The following is a 17,635-nucleotide window of genomic DNA, read 5'->3' as shown; positions in this document are numbered from 1 at the left end:
CTTCGTCATCCGACAGCGCGGAGGCAGCAATGAAGGTCGATCCGCAGGACTATCCGACTCGCCCGCTCGCGGCCCTGCCGCCCGGCAGTTGCGATTGCCACGTGCACCTGTTCGACGCGGCGCGCTTCCCGTTCGCGCCGAACCGCTCGTACACGCCGGGGCGCGCACGGGTCGCCGACCTGCTCGCGTTCGAGGCGCGGCTCGGGATCGAGCGGATCGTGCTGGTCCAGCCGAGCGTGTACGGCACCGACAACGCGGCGCTGCTCGCGGGTCTGCGTGAACTCGGCCTGCAACGGGCACGCGGCGTCGCGGTCATCGATCCGCATACCGCCACGCATGCGGAGCTACAGGCGCTGCACGACCAGGGTGTGCGCGGCATCCGGCTGAACCTGCAGGTGCGCGGCGAGCGCGATCTGTCCGTCGCGTCTGCCCAGTTGCAGCGCGCGTCCGACGCGGTCGCGCCGCTCGGCTGGGCGGTCCAGATCTATGCGGACCTCGATGTCGTCGCGGGCCTCGCCCCGGACATCGCCCGTCTCGGCGCCCCCGTCGTGCTCGACCACTTCGCCGGCGCGCGGGCCCACACGCTGCCCGACCAGCAGGCCGCGTTCGCGACCGTCGTCGATCTCGTGAAGCACGGCAACGCGTACGTAAAGTTGTCGGCGCCGTATCGCGCGTCGCGCCAGGCGCCGCGGTTCGACGACCTGGCTCCGATCGCACGCACGCTGATCGACGCGCGCCCCGATCGCATGGTGTGGGCGTCCGACTGGCCGCACACCGGCAGCGCCGGCAATCGCGATGGCGATCTCACGCGTATCGAACCGTTTCGCCGCGAAGACGCCGGCGGTGCGCTGAACCAGCTGCTGGGGTGGGCGGATGCGGCTGCACTGCGTCAGCGCATCCTCGTCGACAACCCCGCACGGCTCTATCGCTTCGCCGAACGACCGGCCACCTGAACCCTTCCTCTCCACGAACACGGGCACGAATACCATGTTTCGCACCTTGAATCCCGCCACGGAAACCATCGTGGCCACCTTCGACGCCGACTCGCCCGCACGGGTCGAGCAGGCACTGGCCGACGCGAGTGCCGCACAACGCCGCTGGGCACGCGAACCGCTCGCGGTGCGCGCCGCGACCGTCGCACGCATCGGCGACGTGCTGCTGCGCCGCAAGGGCGAGCTGGCCGCGCTGATCACGCTGGAAATGGGCAAGCCGATCGCCGAGGCGGAAGCCGAAGTGGACAAGTCCGCGTGGACGTGCCACTTCTACGCCGAACACGCGGCGCAGTATCTCGACGACGAAGCCGTCCCGAGCAACGCGAGCGAGAGCTTCGTCGTGTACGACCCGCTCGGCGTCGTGCTCGCGATCATGCCGTGGAACTACCCGCTGTGGCAGTTCATCCGCTTCGCGGCGCCCGCGCTGTGCGCGGGCAACGGTGCGATCCTGAAGCACGCGGGCAACGTGCCGCAATGCGCGCTGGCGATCAACGCGGTATTCGCCGACGCGGACGTGCCGGCCAGCCTCGTCGCGTCGCTGCTGATCGAGCCGGACCACGTCGCTCGACTGATCGACGATCCGCGCATCGCGGCGGTCACGCTGACGGGCTCGACCGCGGTCGGCAAACTAGTCGCGTCGCAGGCCGGGCGCGCGATGAAGAAGCAGGTGCTCGAACTCGGCGGCTCCGATCCGTTCATCGTGCTCGCCGACGCCGATGTCGAAGCGGCCGCCAAGGCCGCGGTGAAGGCGCGCTTCTCGAACACCGGCCAGAGCTGCATCTCATCGAAGCGTTTCATCGTCGACGAGAAGATCGCGGACCGCTTCGTCGAACTGTTCTGCGCGGGCGTCGCGCAACTGAAGGTCGGCGATCCGACGCGGCGCGACACCACCATCGGCCCGATGGCGCGCGCGAACCTGCGCGACGAACTACATCGGCAGGTCGAGCGCACGGTCGAGGCCGGCGCGGTGCTGAAGGCGGGCGGCGCGCCGCTGCCCGGCCCCGGCTTCTTCTATGCACCGACGGTGCTCGACCGCGTCGCGCCGGACATGGCCGCCGCGTGCGAGGAGACGTTCGGCCCGGTGGCCGCGATCTTGCGGGTCGACGGCATCGAGCAGGCGATCTCGCTCGCGAACGCGACGGAATTCGGGCTTGGTGCCGCGTTGTGGACCACCGACCTCGACGCCGCGCGCCAGCTCGTGCGCCGGATCGAAGCCGGCGCGGTGTTCGTCAACGGCCTTGTCGCGTCGGATGCGCGGCTGCCGTTCGGCGGGATCAAGCAGTCGGGCTACGGCCGCGAGCTCGGCGCCGCCGGCATTCGCGAGTTCACCAACATCAAGACGGTCTGGTTCGGTCCGGCCCGCTGATTTCACGATTCGCTTCAGGAGTTCTTCATGACCATCACGACCCCTTCGGGCGCCGCGCTGCTGCAACCCGACAACCTGCCGACCTACGATCGCGGCGGCGGCGCGAGCACCACGCCGCTGGTCGGCAAGTCCGTCGGCTCGGACAGCTTCATCACCGGCTACACGTCGTTCGCACCCGGCGTCGAAATCCCGTTTCACAGTCACAACTGCCAGGAAAGCGTCGTGCTCGTCGAAGGCGACGCGATCCTCGACATCGACGGGCTCGAGTACCGGCTCAAGCCGCTCGACACCACGTTCATCCCGCCGAATGTGCCGCATCGCTTCCGCAACGTGTCGAGCACCGCGCCGATGAAGATCCTGTGGATCTACGCCCGCACCGATGCCACGCGCACGCTCGCCGACAGCGGCGAGACGCGAGCCGTATCGGCCGAACACCAGACCTCTTCGAAATAACCCGAGCGAATCATCATGCGCATTCTCGTTCTCCCCGGCGACGGCATCGGCCCCGAAATCATCACGGCGTCGATCGACGTCCTTGAACAGGCCGACCGCCTGTTCGATCTCGGCCTGCAATACGACTACGAAGACGTCGGCTTCGCCAGCCTCGACAAGCACGGCACGACGCTGCGCCCCGAAGTGCTGGAACAGGCGAAAGACTACGACGGCCTGATCCTTGGCACGATCTCGCATGCCGACTATCCGCCGCCCGCCCAAGGCGGCCGCAACGTGTCGGCCGCGTTCCGCTGCGACCTTGACCTGTACGCGAACGTGCGTCCGTCCCGCACGCGGCCGTTCCTCACGTCGAACATGCGCGAAGGCAAGCGCATGGACCTCGTGATCATGCGTGAGGCGACCGAAGGCTTCTATCCGGACCGCAACATGCACCTCGGCTGGGGCGAGATGATGCCGTCACCGGACATGGCGCTATCGGTGCGCAAGATCACGCGACACTGCAGCGAGCGAATCGCGCGACGCGCGTTCGAACTCGCGATGAAGCGCAAGAAGAAAGTGACGGCGATCCACAAGGCGAACAGCTTCCACATGACCGACGGCCTGTTCCTCGAATCCGTGCGGCACGTGGCGAAGGACTTCCCGGAAGTCGAGCTCAACGACCTGCTGGTGGACGCGTCGACGGCGCATCTGGTCCGCGCGCCGGAACGCTTCGACGTGCTCGTCGCGACGAACTTCTACGGCGACATCCTCAGCGACCTCGCCGCCGAACTGTCTGGCAGCCTCGGTCTCGGCGGCTCGATCATGGCCGGCGATGACCTGTGCTGCGCGCAGGCACAACACGGCTCCGCGCCCGACATCCAGAACCAGGACAAGGCGAACCCGACGTCGATGATCCTGTCGGTCGGCATGCTGATGCGCTGGATCGGCGAACACCGGAGCAAGCCGGCGTTCATCGCCGCGGCCGATGCGATCGACGCAGCCGTCGATGCGGTGCTCACGAACCCCGACACGCGCACCGCGGATCTCGGCGGCACGATTGGCTGCAACGCGTTCGGCAAGCAGGTCGCCCACGCACTGCGCGCCGCCTGAGCCAACGGGAAGCCGAGCGGGCCGTACGACCGCGGCCCTGACGACAACACACCGGAGACACATTCGACGATCGCCGCGACCGGGCCGATGCGCATGCGATGGCGCATCTCTCCCGGCAACGCTACGCCTGTGCACGTCGGGATCGTCGAAGAATCGATCATGCATTCCGAATCAATGACGATGGACACGGCATCCGTTCCCGACGCGAACCGGCAAGCCGTCCGGCAGCGTGCACTGCGCAAGAACGCGTGGCGCCTGCTGCCGCTGCTGACGCTCGCGTTCGTCTTCAACTATATTGACCGCACGAGCGTCGGCTTCGCCGCACTCACGATGAACCACGAGCTCGGGCTGACCCCGACGCAGTTCGGCTGGGGCGCGGGCATCCTGTTTGCCGGCTATTGCCTGTTCGAGATCCCGAGCAACCTCGCGCTGTACCGCTACGGCGCGCGCCGCTGGCTCGCTCGGATCATGATCACCTGGGGCATCGCGGCAACCGCGACGGCGCTCGCGCAGGGGCCGGCCAGCTTCTACGTGCTGCGCCTGCTGCTCGGCATTGCCGAGGCCGGCTTCTTCCCGGGCGTCACGTTCTTTCTCGCATGCTGGTTCCCCGCGCAGTACCGCGTGCGCGTGCTGGCGCTGTTCATGCTCGGCGTGCCGCTGTCGTCGGTCGTCGGCGGCCCGATGTCGGCGGCGCTGCTGAGCCTGAATGGCGTCGCCGGGCTGCACGGCTGGCAGTGGATGTTCATCGTGCAGGGCCTCCCCGCGGTACTCATCGGCATCGCGGTGCTCGTCTGGCTGCGCGACGATCCGAAGGATGCGTACTGGCTCACGTCCGACGAGCGCAGCGAACTCGTCGCGATGCTCGCCGAGGAACCGCGCGAGAAGCCGAAGAAGGCGCTGTTCGCCGCGCTGAAGGACGGCCGCGTGCTGCTCCTCGCGACGATCCAGTTCGGCTTCGTACTCGGTTCGTACGGCGTCGGCATCTGGCTGCCGATCATCCTGAAGAGTCACGGGCTCAGCCTCGCATCTATCGGGTTGCTGTCGACCGTGCCGTATCTCGCCGCGGTGGCTGGAATGATGATCTGGGCGCGCGCGGTGGACCGCAGCGGCCGCAAGATCTTCCATCTGTGCAGCGCATGCCTGCTGGGCGGGCTGGGTCTCGCACTGTCCGCCGTCTCGCACGGCGTGGTGCTGGAGATGGTCGGCCTCAGCGTCGCGGTGGTCGCGGTCAGCTCGGCCCGCGCGATCTTCTGGACGATTCCGACGCGCTTCCTGACCGGCGTCGCGGCGGCCGGCGGGCTCGCGTTCATCAACTCGATCGGTACGCTCGGCGGCTTTGCCGGCCCCTACCTCGTCGGCTTCCTGAAGCAGTCGACCGGCTCGTTCGCTGCCGGGATCTGGGCGATGGCGGCGATTCTCGCGGTGTCCGCCGCGTTGTCCGTGTCGCTGAAGCTGCTGATCAGGAAGGCATGACGTCATTTTCGGCTTCGCGGGAACCGCATGCGACCACCGCGCAGCCGACTTCCGGTATCGTTGCCGGATGCGCCGGCCCCGGCGCACGTCGCATCACGATCCGTTCGCATCATTCACCCCCTATGGAGCATCAATGATTCTGGAAATGGCATCGCTCGACATCGATCCGTCGCAGGCCGAGCCGTTCGAGGCCGCGGTCCGCCAGGCACTCCCGCTGTTCGCGCGTGCGCGCGGCTGCGGCGGCGCCGAACTGCACCGCGTGATCGAGCGCAGCGGCGGCTACCTGCTCGTCGTCAAGTGGGACACCGTGGACGACCACATGGTGCATTTCCGGCAATCGGACGACTTCCAGGCATGGCGACAGCTGGCGGGCCCGTTCTTCAAGAGCCCGCCGCAAGTCGTGCATACGGAAGTCGCGGTCAAGTAATCGCCACGGTAAAAAGCGGGTCGGGCAAACGCCCGCCCCGTGTCGCCGGCGCGCCGCCGAAACCCGGCTTTACGCGCGCCGTTCCAGTCGCCCCGCCTGTTCAGAACCTGTGACGCAACCCGATCCGCAATGAAACCTGCTTGTCGGTCGCGGACGGCGTCAACCCGGTAATCTGCGCAACCGCCGGCTGCCCGAGCGAATCCGTCCCGCTCGCCTTCTCGAACACGGCAACCGTATAAACGTCCGTGCGCTTCGACAGGAAATAATCGACACCCGCGCTGAACAGGTTGTAGTTCGCGCCGCCCTTGCCGCCGGCACCGCCGTTTCTCGTGTAGTCGTAGGCGACACCGGCCTGCAACGACGGCGTGAACTGGTATTTCGCGTTGATCTCGACGTTGTTGAACGCCGCGGTGCCCGCGTAACGCAGCGCATTCGGCCCCGACGCGGAGCCCAGCCCCTCGAAGCGCGTATTCGAATACGCGAGATTGACGCTGAGGGCGGCCAGCGTCACGCCCGCTCCGACGCCGGCGATTTCGAGCCGGTTCGCGGACGCATAGCCGGCGAACACGGGGTTGCTCTCCGGCGCACTCGCGCTGCCGGCGCTGCCGAGGTTGTTGCTCGTCGCCGGGCCGGCATTCGGATTCGCGCCGAAAAACGACGTGTTCGGATTGCGGACGTTCAGGTAGCCCGCGCCGATCGAAAACGGCCCCGCCGCATACGACGCGCCGGCACCCCAGATCCAGTTGGTCGAGAACGACCCGGCGGTGCCGCCGAGATTCATCAACGCGTCGAGCGTCAGCCCGCGGTAGCTGGCGCTGCGGAACTTGATCGAATTGTTGATGCGGCGCGTGTTCAACGCATTGTCGAGGTCGCCCGGATGCGAGGTCATGTAGCCGCCCCACTGCGGCGCGGCGAGGAACGGCCCGTAGAAGTCGACGACGGGATCGTACTGCCGCCCGAGCGTGACCGTGCCGACCGGATGGCTCAGGCCGACATACGCCTGCCGCCCGAACATCGCGCCGCCCTGGTTCAGCACGCCGTTGTTGCTGTAGAAACCGCTCTCCAGCACGAACAGTGCCTTGAGACCGCCGCCGAGATCCTCGCTGCCCTTGAGCCCCCAGCGGCTCCCCTGCAGGCCGGCCGACCCGCCTTCGATCATCGCGATCTGACGGCCGCCGACCGGGCCTGCCGCCGTCCGTGCCGTCTGCACGTTGCTGGTGTAATTGATGCCGCTGTCGATGATCCCGTACAGCGTCACGCTGCTTTGCGCCAGCGCGATCGCCGGCACCGAATTCAGTACAACCAAGCAAAATGAAAGCTTCTTCATCAATCGATCTCCTCTTTCGGTTATATATCCCGGCTCGCCGCCGGATTGCGCGTCATCGTGTCAATGGGTCTGGTTCACCACGTTCGACGGCGTGTCGTCGGCCGGCTGTTCGTGAACGCGAATGAAGAACGTCATCAGGAACGACACGACGAGCAGCGCCGCGAGAAACAGCAGCCCAGGCGTCGCGCTCTGCCCCGTTCCCTTGACGAAGCCGATCATGAACGGCCCGACGAAGCCGCCGAGGTTGCCGATCGAGTTGATCACCGCGATCGACACGGCCGCGGTCGAGCGGCTGAGAAACAGCGTCGGCAGCGCCCAGAACGGCGACTTGAACGCGTACAGGCCCGCGAGGCTCAGGCTGATCATCGCGATCGACACGTACGGGTTCGTCGACAGGCCCGCGCCGAGCAGCGCCGCGGCGGCCACCGCCAGCGGAATCGCCGAATGCAGGCGCCGTTCGCTGCGCCGGTCCGAACGACGCGACCACATGATCATCGCGACCGTCGCGACCACGTAAGGCACCGTCGCGATGAGCCCGATCTCGGTATGCGAGAGCTTCGACGAGAAGCCCTTGATGATCTGCGGCATCCAGTAACCGACGCCGAGGCTGCCGCACTGGTACACGAAGTAGATGAACGACAGGTACAGCACCTTCGGGTTCGTCATCGTCTTCAGCGAACCGAGGTGCTGCGCACGCGGCCGCGCCTTGCGGTCGTTGTCGAGTTCGTTCAGCAGCCACGCGCGCTCGGCAGGCGTGAGCCACTTCGCGTCGCCCGGGCGGTCCGTCAGGTACAGGAAACACAGGATCCCGCCGATCAGCGCGGGCGCGCCTTCGAGCACGAGCATCCAGCGCCAGCCGCTCCACTGGAACCAGTGGACGTGATCCATGATCCACGTCGAAAGCGGCGCGCCGATGATGTACGACACCGGGATCGCGGCCGTGAACAGCGCGACGGTCGTCGCGAGTTCCTTCGCACGGAACCAGTAGGTCAGGTACACGATGATGCCGGGGAAGAAGCCCGCTTCCGCCACGCCGAGCAGGAACCGCAGCACGTAGAGTTGCGTCGCGTCCTGCACGAATGCGGAGATCACCGACACGACACCCCACGTCACCAGGATCCGCGCGATCCACACGCGTGCGCCGAACTTGTTGAGCATCACGTTGCTGGGCACTTCGAACAGGAAATACCCGATGAAGAAGATGCCCGACGCGAAGCCGAACGCCTCGCTCGACAGCGCGAGCTCCTTGTTCATCTGCAACGCGGCATAGCCGATGTTCGCGCGGTCGAGATACGAAATGATGTAGAGGACGAACACGAACGGGATGATGCGCCACGCGATCTTGCGCACCAGCGCGCGTTCGTCGATAGGGGTTGCTTGATTCATGGTTGTCCACCGGCGGACCTGCCGCCGGCTGTCTCCTGATGGGGCGGGAAGGATTACGCGCGGTGTCCGGAAAACACCATGCAGACGGGGCTGCCCGACGCGACCGAGAAGCCGGTCGGCTTGAGGCGGCCCGTCGCGGCATCGATCGCGAACGCGACGATGCTGTCGCTGTCTTCGTTCAGCGCGTACATGAAGCGGCCGTCCGGCGTGCCGGTCATGAAGCGCGGCGTGCGGCCGCCGGCCGGTTCGGCCGCGACGAACAAGAGATGGCCGCTGGCCGGGTCGATGCGGAACACGGCGATGCTGTCGTCGCCGCGGTTCGATGCGTAGACGAAGCGCCCGGCCGGATCGACCTCGATCTCCGACGCGCGGCTGTTGCCGGTGTACGTGTCCGGCAGCGACGACACGATCTGCACCGGCGTCAGCGCGCCGTTCGACGACGTGTACCGATAGGTCGTGACGGTCGAGTCGAGTTCGTTGACGACATACGCGAGCGCGCCGTTCGGATGAAACGCGACGTGACGCGGGCCGGCCGTCTCGCGCGTGACGACGAATGCCGGATCGGCCGGCGCGAGCCGCCCGTCCTTGAACCGGAACGAGAACACGCGGTCGAGCCCCTTGTCCGGAACGATCACGAATTGCCCGGTCGGGTCGAACGGATTGAAGTGCGGCTTCGCCTGCTTCTGCTCGATGCGATGCGGGCCGATCGGGCCTTCGAGCGTGACGAGTTGCGTGACTTCCTGCAGCGTGCCGTCAGCCGCGATCGGCAGTACGGCAACGCTCGCGCCGATGTGATTCGACACGACGACATAGCGGCCGGTCGGATCGATCGCGAGATGCACGGGGTTCTTGCCTTGCGTGCTCTGGCGATTCAGGAACGTGAGCTTGCCGCTGGCCTTGTCGACCTTGAATGCGCTGATGTCGCTCAGGTCGCCGTGGACCGTATACAGGTGTTCGCCGTTCGCGCTCAACGCGAGGAACGACGGATTCACCAGATCCTTGACGAGCTGCACGAGTTCGAGCGCGCCCGTCCCGGCGTCGACGCGGTAGACGCTAATCCCGTCGCCGCGGGCGTTTCGTTCGCGCGTGGTGCGCGATCCGACATAAGCAAACATGGGTGTTTTTCCTTTCAAAGCCTTGTGTGATTCGTCTGCCGAAACCGGCCCGGCGGCCGCGCCGAGGATCGCGAGCGCACCGAGCGCCGCCGTGTGCCCTATCACGCGGCGACGCATCTGATCCGGACCGTTTTCGGCCGGGTCGTTGCCTGTTTTCGTCACGATCGTCTCCTGAATTGTTGTATCTCGGGTTAGCACTAGATTGCATTTTTACTTGTTAAAGTGCAAAAATACAGTCATGGAAAACACCAACTCCCCCTCGCAAGCCCGGTTGACGGTCGATGGCGCGACGTTTCGCTTCGTCGATCTCCCCGGCCAGTTCGGCGACACGCTGCGCACCCTGCCGGTCGTGCTGCGCCTGCTGCTCGAAAACGTGATCCGCAACACCGACGGCGACGAGCGGCGGCAGGCGGTCGACGCGATCGTCGACTGGACGCGCCGCGCCACCAGCGAGGCGGAGATCGCGTTCCAGCCGAATCGCGTGCTGATGCACGACACGACCAGCACGCCGGCGCTCGTCGACATCGCCGGGATGCGCGATGCACTGGCCGAAGCCGGCGCGGACCCGGCGTCGCTCAATCCGGTGCTGCCCGTCGATTCGTCGGTCGACCATTCGCTGGCCGTCGAGTACTTCGCGCAGCCGGACGCCGCGCCCCTGAACCTGAAGCTGGAACTGCGCCGCAACGCGGAGCGCTACCGGTTCCTGCGCTGGGCGTCGAAGGCGCTCACGGGCGTACGCATCCATCCGCCGGGCACGGGGATCATGCATACGATCAACCTCGAACAACTGGCGACGGTGGTCACGACGCTGGCGCGCGACGGCGAGCGCTGGGCCGTACCCGACACGCTGATCGGCACCGACAGCCACACGCCGATGATCAACGGCATCGGCGTGCTCGGCTGGGGCGTCGGCGGGCTCGAAGCGCAGACGGTGATGTTCGGGATGCCCGTGATGCAGCGCATTCCCGACGTGATCGGCGTGCGGCTGACGGGCGCATTGCGCGCGGGCGTGCTGGCGACCGATCTCGCGCTGACCGTCACGCAGCGGTTGCGTGCAATCGGCGTATCGGGAGAGTTCGTCGAGTTCTTCGGCCCGGGCGTGTCGACACTGCGCGCGGGCGAGCGCGCGGTGGTGGCGAACATGGCGCCCGAGTACGGCGCGACGACCGGCTTCTTCCCGGTCGACGGCAACACGCTCGACTACCTGCGTGCGACCGGCCGCAGCGAATCGGCGATCCGGCTCGTCGAAGCGTTCACGCGGCAAGCCGGCCTGTGGTTCGATCCGGATGCCGAGCCGCGCTACACGCGCACGATCGACATCGACCTCGCGTCGATCGGCATGCACGTCGCCGGGCCGCGCCGCCCGCAGGACCTGCTCGATCATTCGCAGACGGCCGCCGCGCTCGCGCCGCTCGCGTTCCATCCCGCGCTTCCGCATCCGTCGATGCCGAAGCATCCGGTCGCGATCGCCGCGATCACGAGCTGCACGAACACGTCCGATCCCGCGCTGCTGATCGCCGCGGGCCTCGTCGCGCGCAACGCGCGTGCGCTCGGGCTGAAGGTGCCGGCATGGGTCAAGACGTCGCTCGGTCCCGGTTCGCCCGCGGCGGCGGCCTATCTCGAACGGGCCGGGCTGATCGACGACCTGTCGGCGGTCGGCTTCGATATCGTCGGGTATGGCTGCACGACCTGCATCGGCAACTCAGGGCAACTGACCGAGCCGATCCGGGCGGCGCTCGCCGACGCGTCGATCCGGCCGGTCGCGATGCTGTCGGGCAACCGCAATTTCCCGGGGCGTATCCACCCGGATCTCGACCTCGGCTTCATCATGTCGCCGCCGCTCGTGATCGCGTTCGCGCTGGCCGGCGACGCCGAGATCGACGTGAGCCGCGATCCGCTGCAGCACACGGCCGACGGCCGGCCCGTCCATCTGCGCGACCTGTGGCCCACGCGCGAAGCCGTCGCCGAACTCACGGCCGCCGCCGCCGATTCGCACGACTATCCGCGTGCGTTCGCGCACGCCAGCGCGAACCCGGCATGGCACGACCTCGACGCGCCCGACAGCGCGCAATTCCCGTGGAATCCGGCCTCGACCGCGCTGCGCCGTCCGCCGTTCGCGTCGGCATCGCAGGGCAGCCAGCTCGGCACGTACAGCGCGTACCCGCTGCTCGTGCTCGGCGACGACGTGACGACCGATCACATCTCGCCCGCCAGCGCGATTCCGAAGGACAGCTTCGTCGCCGATTTCCTCGTGTCGCGCGGCGACGACCGCGACGACCTGAACGTGTTCGCGTCGCGGCGCGGCAACTGGGAAGTGATGATGCGGGCCGCGTTCTACAACCGGACCCTCGTGAACCGGCTGCGCGACGGCATGCCGGTCGCGCATACGCTGCACGTGCCGAGCGGCGATGTGTTGCCGATCTTCGAAGCGGCCGCGCGCTACGAACAGGAAGGCAATCCGGTCGTCCTCGTCGCCGGCGAGCGCTACGGCACGGGTTCGTCGCGCGACTGGGCCGCGAAAGGCCAGCGGCTGCTCGGCATTCGTGCGGTGCTGGCGGCAAGCTTCGAGCGCATCCACCGGTCGAACCTGATCGGGATGGGCATCCTGCCGCTGCGCTTCGCGGCGGGCACCCACCCCGACACGCTCGACCTGAAGCCAGGTGATAAGCTCGAGGTCGACGCGCCGGCCGATGCGCTGTCGCCGCGCTGCACGGTGCCCGTGCGCATCGTGCGCGCCGACGGTCGCGTCGAGCCCGTTGACGCGACGGCCGCGGTCGAGACCCGTCTCGAATGCGAGTTGCTGCGCTCGGGCGGCGTCATCCCGCTGATATTGCAGAAGAACCTGGCGACGCTGGAGGCTTGAGACCGAAGCCGCCCGCGGCGCCCCGAATGCCCACTCACATGATCGACCGCTCCATCGCGACCCAGATTGTCGAACTGATCAAGACGGAAGGACTGGACGTCGGCGCGCACCTGCCCGCGCAGATGCTCGCCGATCGCCTGCGCGTGTCCCGTTCACCCGTCAACGAAGCACTCGCGCTGCTGCACGAGAAAGGCATCCTGACGCGCGAGCGCAATCGCGGCTTCTTCGTCGCGAAGCCCGTGATCAAGCCGCTGTCGGACGTCGTCGACGAACTCGGGCTCGGCGAGGCCGACGTGATCACGAGCGTGTATTTCCGGATCGCGGACGATCGCCTGAAGGGCGAGCTGCCCGACGAGTTTTCGGAACAGCTGATCCGCACCCGCTACGGGCTGACCAATGCACAGCTCACCGCCGTGCTGGGGCGCATCGCGCAGGAGGGCTGGGCCGAGCGCAAGCCGGGCTACGGCTGGCAGTTCTCGCCGATGCTGACGACGCCCGACAGCCTGCTGAAATCGTACCGGCTGCGCCTCGCGCTCGAACCGGCCGCGCTGCTCGAGCCCGGCTACCGGCTCGAACCGAAGGTGCTCGAACGGTGCCGCGACGTCGAGAAGCACCTGCTCGCCGGCGGCATCGAGACCGATACCGCCGATCAGCTTCACGAGCGCGGCGTGCGATTCCACGAATCGCTCGTCGAGGCGTCGGGCAACAGCTTCTTCATCGACACGATCCGGCGCGTGAATCGCGTGCGCCGGCTGCTGTCGTACCGCTCGATGCAGGATCGCGAACGTTACGTCGAACATGCGAAGCAGCACCTGCACGTGCTCGAACTGCTCGAGCGCGAGCGCAACGAAGAAGCGTCCGAGGCACTGCGTCAGCACCTGCTGCATACGCTCGATGCGCTGTCGCGCATCAGTGCCATTCTCAAACCCTGAGCGCCCGCGCGACCGGCGCATCCGATTCCCCACGAGCTCCGTCATGACCCTCGACCCTTCCGTCCTCTCCGCGTTCACGCCGACCGGCAAGCTGCGCGCGTCGATCAATCTCGGCAACCCGATTCTCGCGAACCGCGACCCGGCCACCGGCGAGCCGTTCGGCGTGTCGATCGACCTCGCGCGCGCGTTCGCCGAGCGGCTGTCGGCCGAGCTCGAGCTCGTCGTGTTCGACGCCGCCGGCAAGTCCGTGCAGGCACTGACCGACGAGCGCGCCGATTTCGGTTTCTTCGCGGTCGATCCGCTGCGCGGCGAAACCGTCGCGTTCACCGAGCCCTACGTGCTGATCGAAGGCTTCTATCTCGTGCGCGACGATTCGCCGATCCGCGGCAATGCGGACGTCGACCAGCCGCACAACCGCGTGGCGGTCGGCAAGGGCAGTGCGTACGACCTGTTCCTCACGCGCGAGCTGAAAGCCGCGCAGATCGTGCGTGCGCCGACGTCGCCGGCCGTCGTGCCGACGTTCGTCGAACAGCAGCTCGAAGTCGCGGCCGGCGTGAAACAGCAGCTCGAAGCCGATGCGGCGAAGTCGACGGGCCTGCGCCTGCTCGACGAGCGCTTCATGGTGATCCGCCAGGCGATGGGCGTGCCGAAGAGCCGCGGCGAAGCGGCCGCCGCGTTGCTCGGCGCGTTCGTCGAGGAGATGAAGGCGTCGGGCTTCGTCGCGGAGTCGTTGCGTCGACACCGAATCACCGGAGCTTCGGTGGCACCACTGCGCTGACCGGCACATCGGCGACGACGCCGTGGCGGCCGCACAACTGTACCCCGACGTGGCCTCACCTTGCCCCGCTCAAAATCACCCACCTCCACGTCACATCAGCTAAGGAATGACCAAAAAAAGGAATCGTGCTGTAGTGGTAAGGTTCCATATGTTGCTGGCGCATTCATCAATTCGTTGCATCGACGGGTTGAGTCCACAGGCGACGCGAACAACTCTGTGCGAACGGACCAGGGACCGCAATCTGCGAGCCGAGCGCTCGACCAATCGGCCTACTCCAAAGGCAGATGTTGAAATTGATTCAGCCGGGCAAGCCGACGCAGAATGCGTATATCGAGCCGTTCAACGGCAAGTTCCGCGATGAATGCCTCAATGAGCACTGGTTCACAAGTCTCGCGCATGCTCGGGTGCTCATAGCGACGTGGCGTCGGGACTACAACGAGGAACGGCCGCATAGCGCGCTGAACTACCTGTCGCCAGCAGATTTTGCTGCGAAACACAGGGCAAAGCGATGCTCCTGCCGCTTTCCAGGCGCTGGTTTAAAGGGACTTTGCTAGAAGCCCAATGGCCCTATTGATGGGGGCAGGTCAGCCACGACTTCTATCGTCGTCAGGTCAAACCAACCGCGAAGCTGAACGCATCGTAATAAAACTTGTTTCTCGGATCAGTCGTTTCGCGACGCGCCCATTGCGCTTGCAGATCACCGCGTCGGGCTTTGAGTACGGTGTCAGCACGCACAGTCGAGGCAGACGACTGCAGGCCGACTCGATGGCATAGGTAGCGCATCCCGGCAAGCCGGATAATCTGTTCCGGTCGTGAATAGCAGCCGTCGAGACGACGCGCCACCGTCATGTGAACGAGATTTCGCATTCGATTCGGCAAAACACCGTTGCCGAAGAAAGCGCACAAATGATCCCAAACGGCAATGAATGTCTCGGGATTCCAGAAGCGCATCAAGGCACAGATAATCTCGTCGTCGCCGAGGTGGCCGATATACCTGGCGAGCACCTTGTCTTCCCTTGCTCCGAGTATGATCAATTGCAGCGTAGCCGCTCTGCGCTTGGATGACCGACTGGCGAACGCAACCTCTGGATTCATTTCACTTAGTGCGTCATTGACCAACTCACGAGTATTCGGCCCCGGCTGCGTATCCCGCAACAGCAGGCGGCCGAGATAGCTCGTCCCGGAGCTAACGCGGGACAGCAGCCTTGCGCGAAATGGACTTGCGGCGAGAAACTCAACGAGATGGCGCAATTTCAGCAAGCGATGCACATCGATCCGCATCAAAGCCTCGACACGATCGAATAGTGGGTCGAGACACGCGGCGTCGGCCAACAAGCGCTCGAGCGATTGATGAATTTGCTCGGCGTGTTGCTTGAGCAGCAGAAACGCGTTGTTGATATCGTCCGGTGAGGCAGAGGCGAGCCGCTCCCCGAACGAGCGCATCACATCATCGCGCAACAAGATCATTTTCATTGCGGTCGCCGCATCGGCCTCGGGCGTATCTGCCGGTTGCAGCAACTGCACGATGTCGTGAGGCGGCGCAAGCTTCACCGCCATCTCGAGTCGGACGGGGTTGGCTCCTAGATAGATAGAAACGAACTCAGCCTGACTTTCACCGGTTTTCCGGACGAAGCGAAGAAAGCTACCGGCGCCGTTGAGGAAATTTTCGTGACGATCGACGAACGCCTGCAGCAGCGCGCGCAAGTTTGATCGATACGCCCCGTTCAGCCCGGCACGCAAGTACAACTCATCGATCGTATGTGCAAAGCTGGGAGGAAACTCGTCGCTGAACTGCCAGATACGATCGTGCTTCAGTCGCAGGATTTCGGCAGCTTCCGTCACGCGGCCCGCCTCAATCAAGCGGCGTGAGATGAACGCGGCCTGAAATACATCCAGATCGAGAATGCGCTGCCATACTTCCTCGATCTCCCTGCCGTCAACCGAGTCCAGGATCAGATCCCCAAGTTTGTCGTGAGGCAGGGCAAAGCGAGCCGACGGCGCGTCGGGCGATACGATCCGCATGATCAATTCACGTTTCAGCAAGCTCGCAGGCTCGACTCCCCCAATGCTGCGCAATGAAGCGGGAATTTCAAGCTCGGCCAATTTTGCAATAGCTATCAGTACGTGCCGCTCCCCGTCGGGGAGATCCACGAGATAACGATTGTGGACGAAGGAAACCGCAGTATCGCGCGCGATCGTGGGTTTCATCCCGGCCTTGACACGATACATCTGATGTTGAATGGCCGACCCGAACAACACCAGGTCGGGCGCATGCTTGAGCCACCCATCGAGCTCAACAGTATTGGGTTCGGGCGGTGAAGATAGCGTCAATACCCGTCGCGCAAGGAGCCGGTACATCGCCAGCAAGTCGTCGCGTTCGACTACCAACGTCTCCGTGCCGATCTGCGCTCGCTCTGTTGCCGAGCGACACGCCAGTACTCCCGACGGAAAATTTCGGCCCAGCATAATCAGTCGCGGAGCCCCTCGCTCCAGCGCAGCGGCCAGTACCCGCGCGATTTCCTGGGCCGTCATCACGTGAACGTTGTCGATGACGAACAGCGTCTGCGTATCGGCGAACATCTCCATCGCTTCAACCACGTCCTTCGCGCTGCGGTCTGTTGCATAGTTTCGTGACCTCGCGTCCATGTAGTACCCATCGCAGGACGTTATGTCCATCCACTGATAAGCCAGGGCGATACCGATTGTGGTCTTGCCAACTCCACCCAGTCCGTCGAGTATCAGCAGCCGATGTCGATCCAGCATCGCGTAGGTTCGCTCGAGCCGCTTTGACGAAACGACCTGCCGGCCCCGATACTCGACATGCTTTGGACGTGTCGGCTCAAACTCCGGAATATCGACCACCCGTTCGAAACCATCGAGTCTGAGTGGCAGGCCGAGATCCCGAAGAATCGGCGCGTATTGGGTAGATCGGAGTTCCCGTACCAGTTGATCGATAAAGATAAATTCGATCTCGTCACGAGGGACACCGTGGCTAGCCAGCAGGTCCTTGTAATGATCCTCGTCCTTGGTCTTGCGCTTCTCGGACGCATTGGATTGCGCAATCAGCGCTTCGGCAGGCTTGAGTACGAAGAGCACATACGAGGCTACGCCCTCGAGCTTCTGCAAACGCTCGGCATCCTCCTGCTCAAGGTGCTTGCGCCAATCTCCGACCGTCGCCTCGACCACATGCAGCGTGGCCCCCTGCTTGGCATAGGCGTCCGGATAACCCTTGGTGGTCTGCAGATCAGCATTGCGACCCTGAGGACGAAGCCCCCGGTATCGCGACGGCGATCGAATCGCCAAGAAATCCTCGCCGATTTTTTGAAGAATCCCCGCTGCGGGCTTGCAACGCTCCTCCAGTCGATCCTGGATCGTACGCTCGCTGGGCAAGAAGCTCATATTCTGGTCGTAGTTGGGCTGATGACGGCCACGCG

At 65.4% G+C, this 17,635-nt stretch carries 13 protein-coding genes and 1 pseudogene; 10 read left to right on the top strand and 4 right to left on the bottom strand.

Annotated elements, in window-relative coordinates; translation table 11 throughout:
- The first annotated feature begins 29 nt into the window (after nucleotides 1-29).
- From AC1Z3W_RS06690 to AC1Z3W_RS06665, 6 genes are all read left to right on the top strand, one after another.
- On the top strand, nucleotides 30-953 hold the full coding sequence (locus AC1Z3W_RS06690; protein WP_483507325.1) for an amidohydrolase family protein: 924 nt from the start codon (nucleotides 30-32) through the stop codon (nucleotides 951-953).
- Nucleotides 954-987: 34 nt separating this feature from the next.
- Nucleotides 988-2,358 carry an NAD-dependent succinate-semialdehyde dehydrogenase gene (locus AC1Z3W_RS06685; protein ID WP_483507324.1) on the top strand — a complete coding sequence of 457 codons (1,371 nt, stop codon included), beginning with the start codon at nucleotides 988-990 and terminating at the stop codon, nucleotides 2,356-2,358.
- A 27-nt stretch (nucleotides 2,359-2,385) separates the two neighbouring features.
- Nucleotides 2,386-2,811, top strand: a complete 426-nt coding sequence (locus AC1Z3W_RS06680) for a cupin domain-containing protein (protein ID WP_124501087.1) — start codon at nucleotides 2,386-2,388, stop codon at nucleotides 2,809-2,811.
- 15 nt (nucleotides 2,812-2,826) lie between these two features.
- Nucleotides 2,827-3,900, top strand: coding sequence for an isocitrate/isopropylmalate dehydrogenase family protein (locus AC1Z3W_RS06675; RefSeq protein WP_483507323.1), 1,074 nt, complete (start codon nucleotides 2,827-2,829; stop codon nucleotides 3,898-3,900).
- Between the two features lie 174 nt (nucleotides 3,901-4,074).
- Complete coding sequence (locus tag AC1Z3W_RS06670; protein ID WP_483507843.1) at nucleotides 4,075-5,373, top strand: MFS transporter; 1,299 nt, start codon at nucleotides 4,075-4,077, stop codon at nucleotides 5,371-5,373.
- Nucleotides 5,374-5,506: 133 nt separating this feature from the next.
- Nucleotides 5,507-5,800: an antibiotic biosynthesis monooxygenase family protein gene (locus tag AC1Z3W_RS06665; protein WP_124501085.1), complete on the top strand. Its 294-nt coding sequence runs from the start codon at nucleotides 5,507-5,509 to the stop codon at nucleotides 5,798-5,800.
- Nucleotides 5,801-5,900: 100 nt separating this feature from the next.
- Here the strand turns inward: AC1Z3W_RS06665 and AC1Z3W_RS06660 are convergent, their stop codons facing one another.
- Genes AC1Z3W_RS06660 through AC1Z3W_RS06650 form a run of 3 tightly spaced genes read right to left on the bottom strand, consistent with a single transcriptional unit; the run spans nucleotide 5,901 to nucleotide 9,628 of the window.
- Nucleotides 5,901-7,127, bottom strand: coding sequence for a porin (locus tag AC1Z3W_RS06660; protein WP_483507322.1), 1,227 nt, complete (start codon nucleotides 7,125-7,127; stop codon nucleotides 5,901-5,903).
- A 60-nt stretch (nucleotides 7,128-7,187) separates the two neighbouring features.
- On the bottom strand, nucleotides 7,188-8,513 hold the full coding sequence (locus AC1Z3W_RS06655) for an MFS transporter (protein ID WP_483507321.1): 1,326 nt from the start codon (nucleotides 8,511-8,513) through the stop codon (nucleotides 7,188-7,190).
- 53 nt (nucleotides 8,514-8,566) lie between these two features.
- On the bottom strand, nucleotides 8,567-9,628 hold the full coding sequence (locus tag AC1Z3W_RS06650; RefSeq protein ID WP_483507320.1) for a lactonase family protein: 1,062 nt from the start codon (nucleotides 9,626-9,628) through the stop codon (nucleotides 8,567-8,569).
- Nucleotides 9,629-9,866: 238 nt separating this feature from the next.
- Here AC1Z3W_RS06650 and acnA point away from each other — a divergent pair, with 238 nt between their 5' ends.
- The 4 genes and pseudogenes from acnA to AC1Z3W_RS06630 all read left to right on the top strand — a co-directional run.
- The gene (gene acnA, locus AC1Z3W_RS06645) at nucleotides 9,867-12,491 is read left to right on the top strand and encodes an aconitate hydratase AcnA (RefSeq protein ID WP_483507319.1); all 2,625 of its coding nucleotides are present in this window, start codon (nucleotides 9,867-9,869) and stop codon (nucleotides 12,489-12,491) included.
- Between the two features lie 38 nt (nucleotides 12,492-12,529).
- Nucleotides 12,530-13,423, top strand: a complete 894-nt coding sequence (locus AC1Z3W_RS06640; RefSeq protein WP_483507318.1) for a GntR family transcriptional regulator — start codon at nucleotides 12,530-12,532, stop codon at nucleotides 13,421-13,423.
- Nucleotides 13,424-13,466: 43 nt separating this feature from the next.
- Complete coding sequence (locus AC1Z3W_RS06635) at nucleotides 13,467-14,201, top strand: ABC transporter substrate-binding protein (protein ID WP_483507317.1); 735 nt, start codon at nucleotides 13,467-13,469, stop codon at nucleotides 14,199-14,201.
- 213 nt (nucleotides 14,202-14,414) lie between these two features.
- A pseudogene (locus tag AC1Z3W_RS06630) lies at nucleotides 14,415-14,741 on the top strand (integrase core domain-containing protein); the annotation flags it as partial.
- A gap of 66 nt (nucleotides 14,742-14,807) precedes the next feature.
- Here AC1Z3W_RS06630 and AC1Z3W_RS06625 read toward each other — a convergent pair.
- Nucleotides 14,808-17,600: a hypothetical protein gene (locus AC1Z3W_RS06625; protein WP_483507316.1), complete on the bottom strand. Its 2,793-nt coding sequence runs from the start codon at nucleotides 17,598-17,600 to the stop codon at nucleotides 14,808-14,810.
- Between the last annotated feature and the right edge of the window lie 35 nt (nucleotides 17,601-17,635).

This window comes from Burkholderia sp. 10_S31, assembly GCF_056930375.1.
The sequence above is the reverse complement of the archived record's forward strand: the minus strand, read 5'-3'. Positions and strand labels throughout refer to the sequence as shown.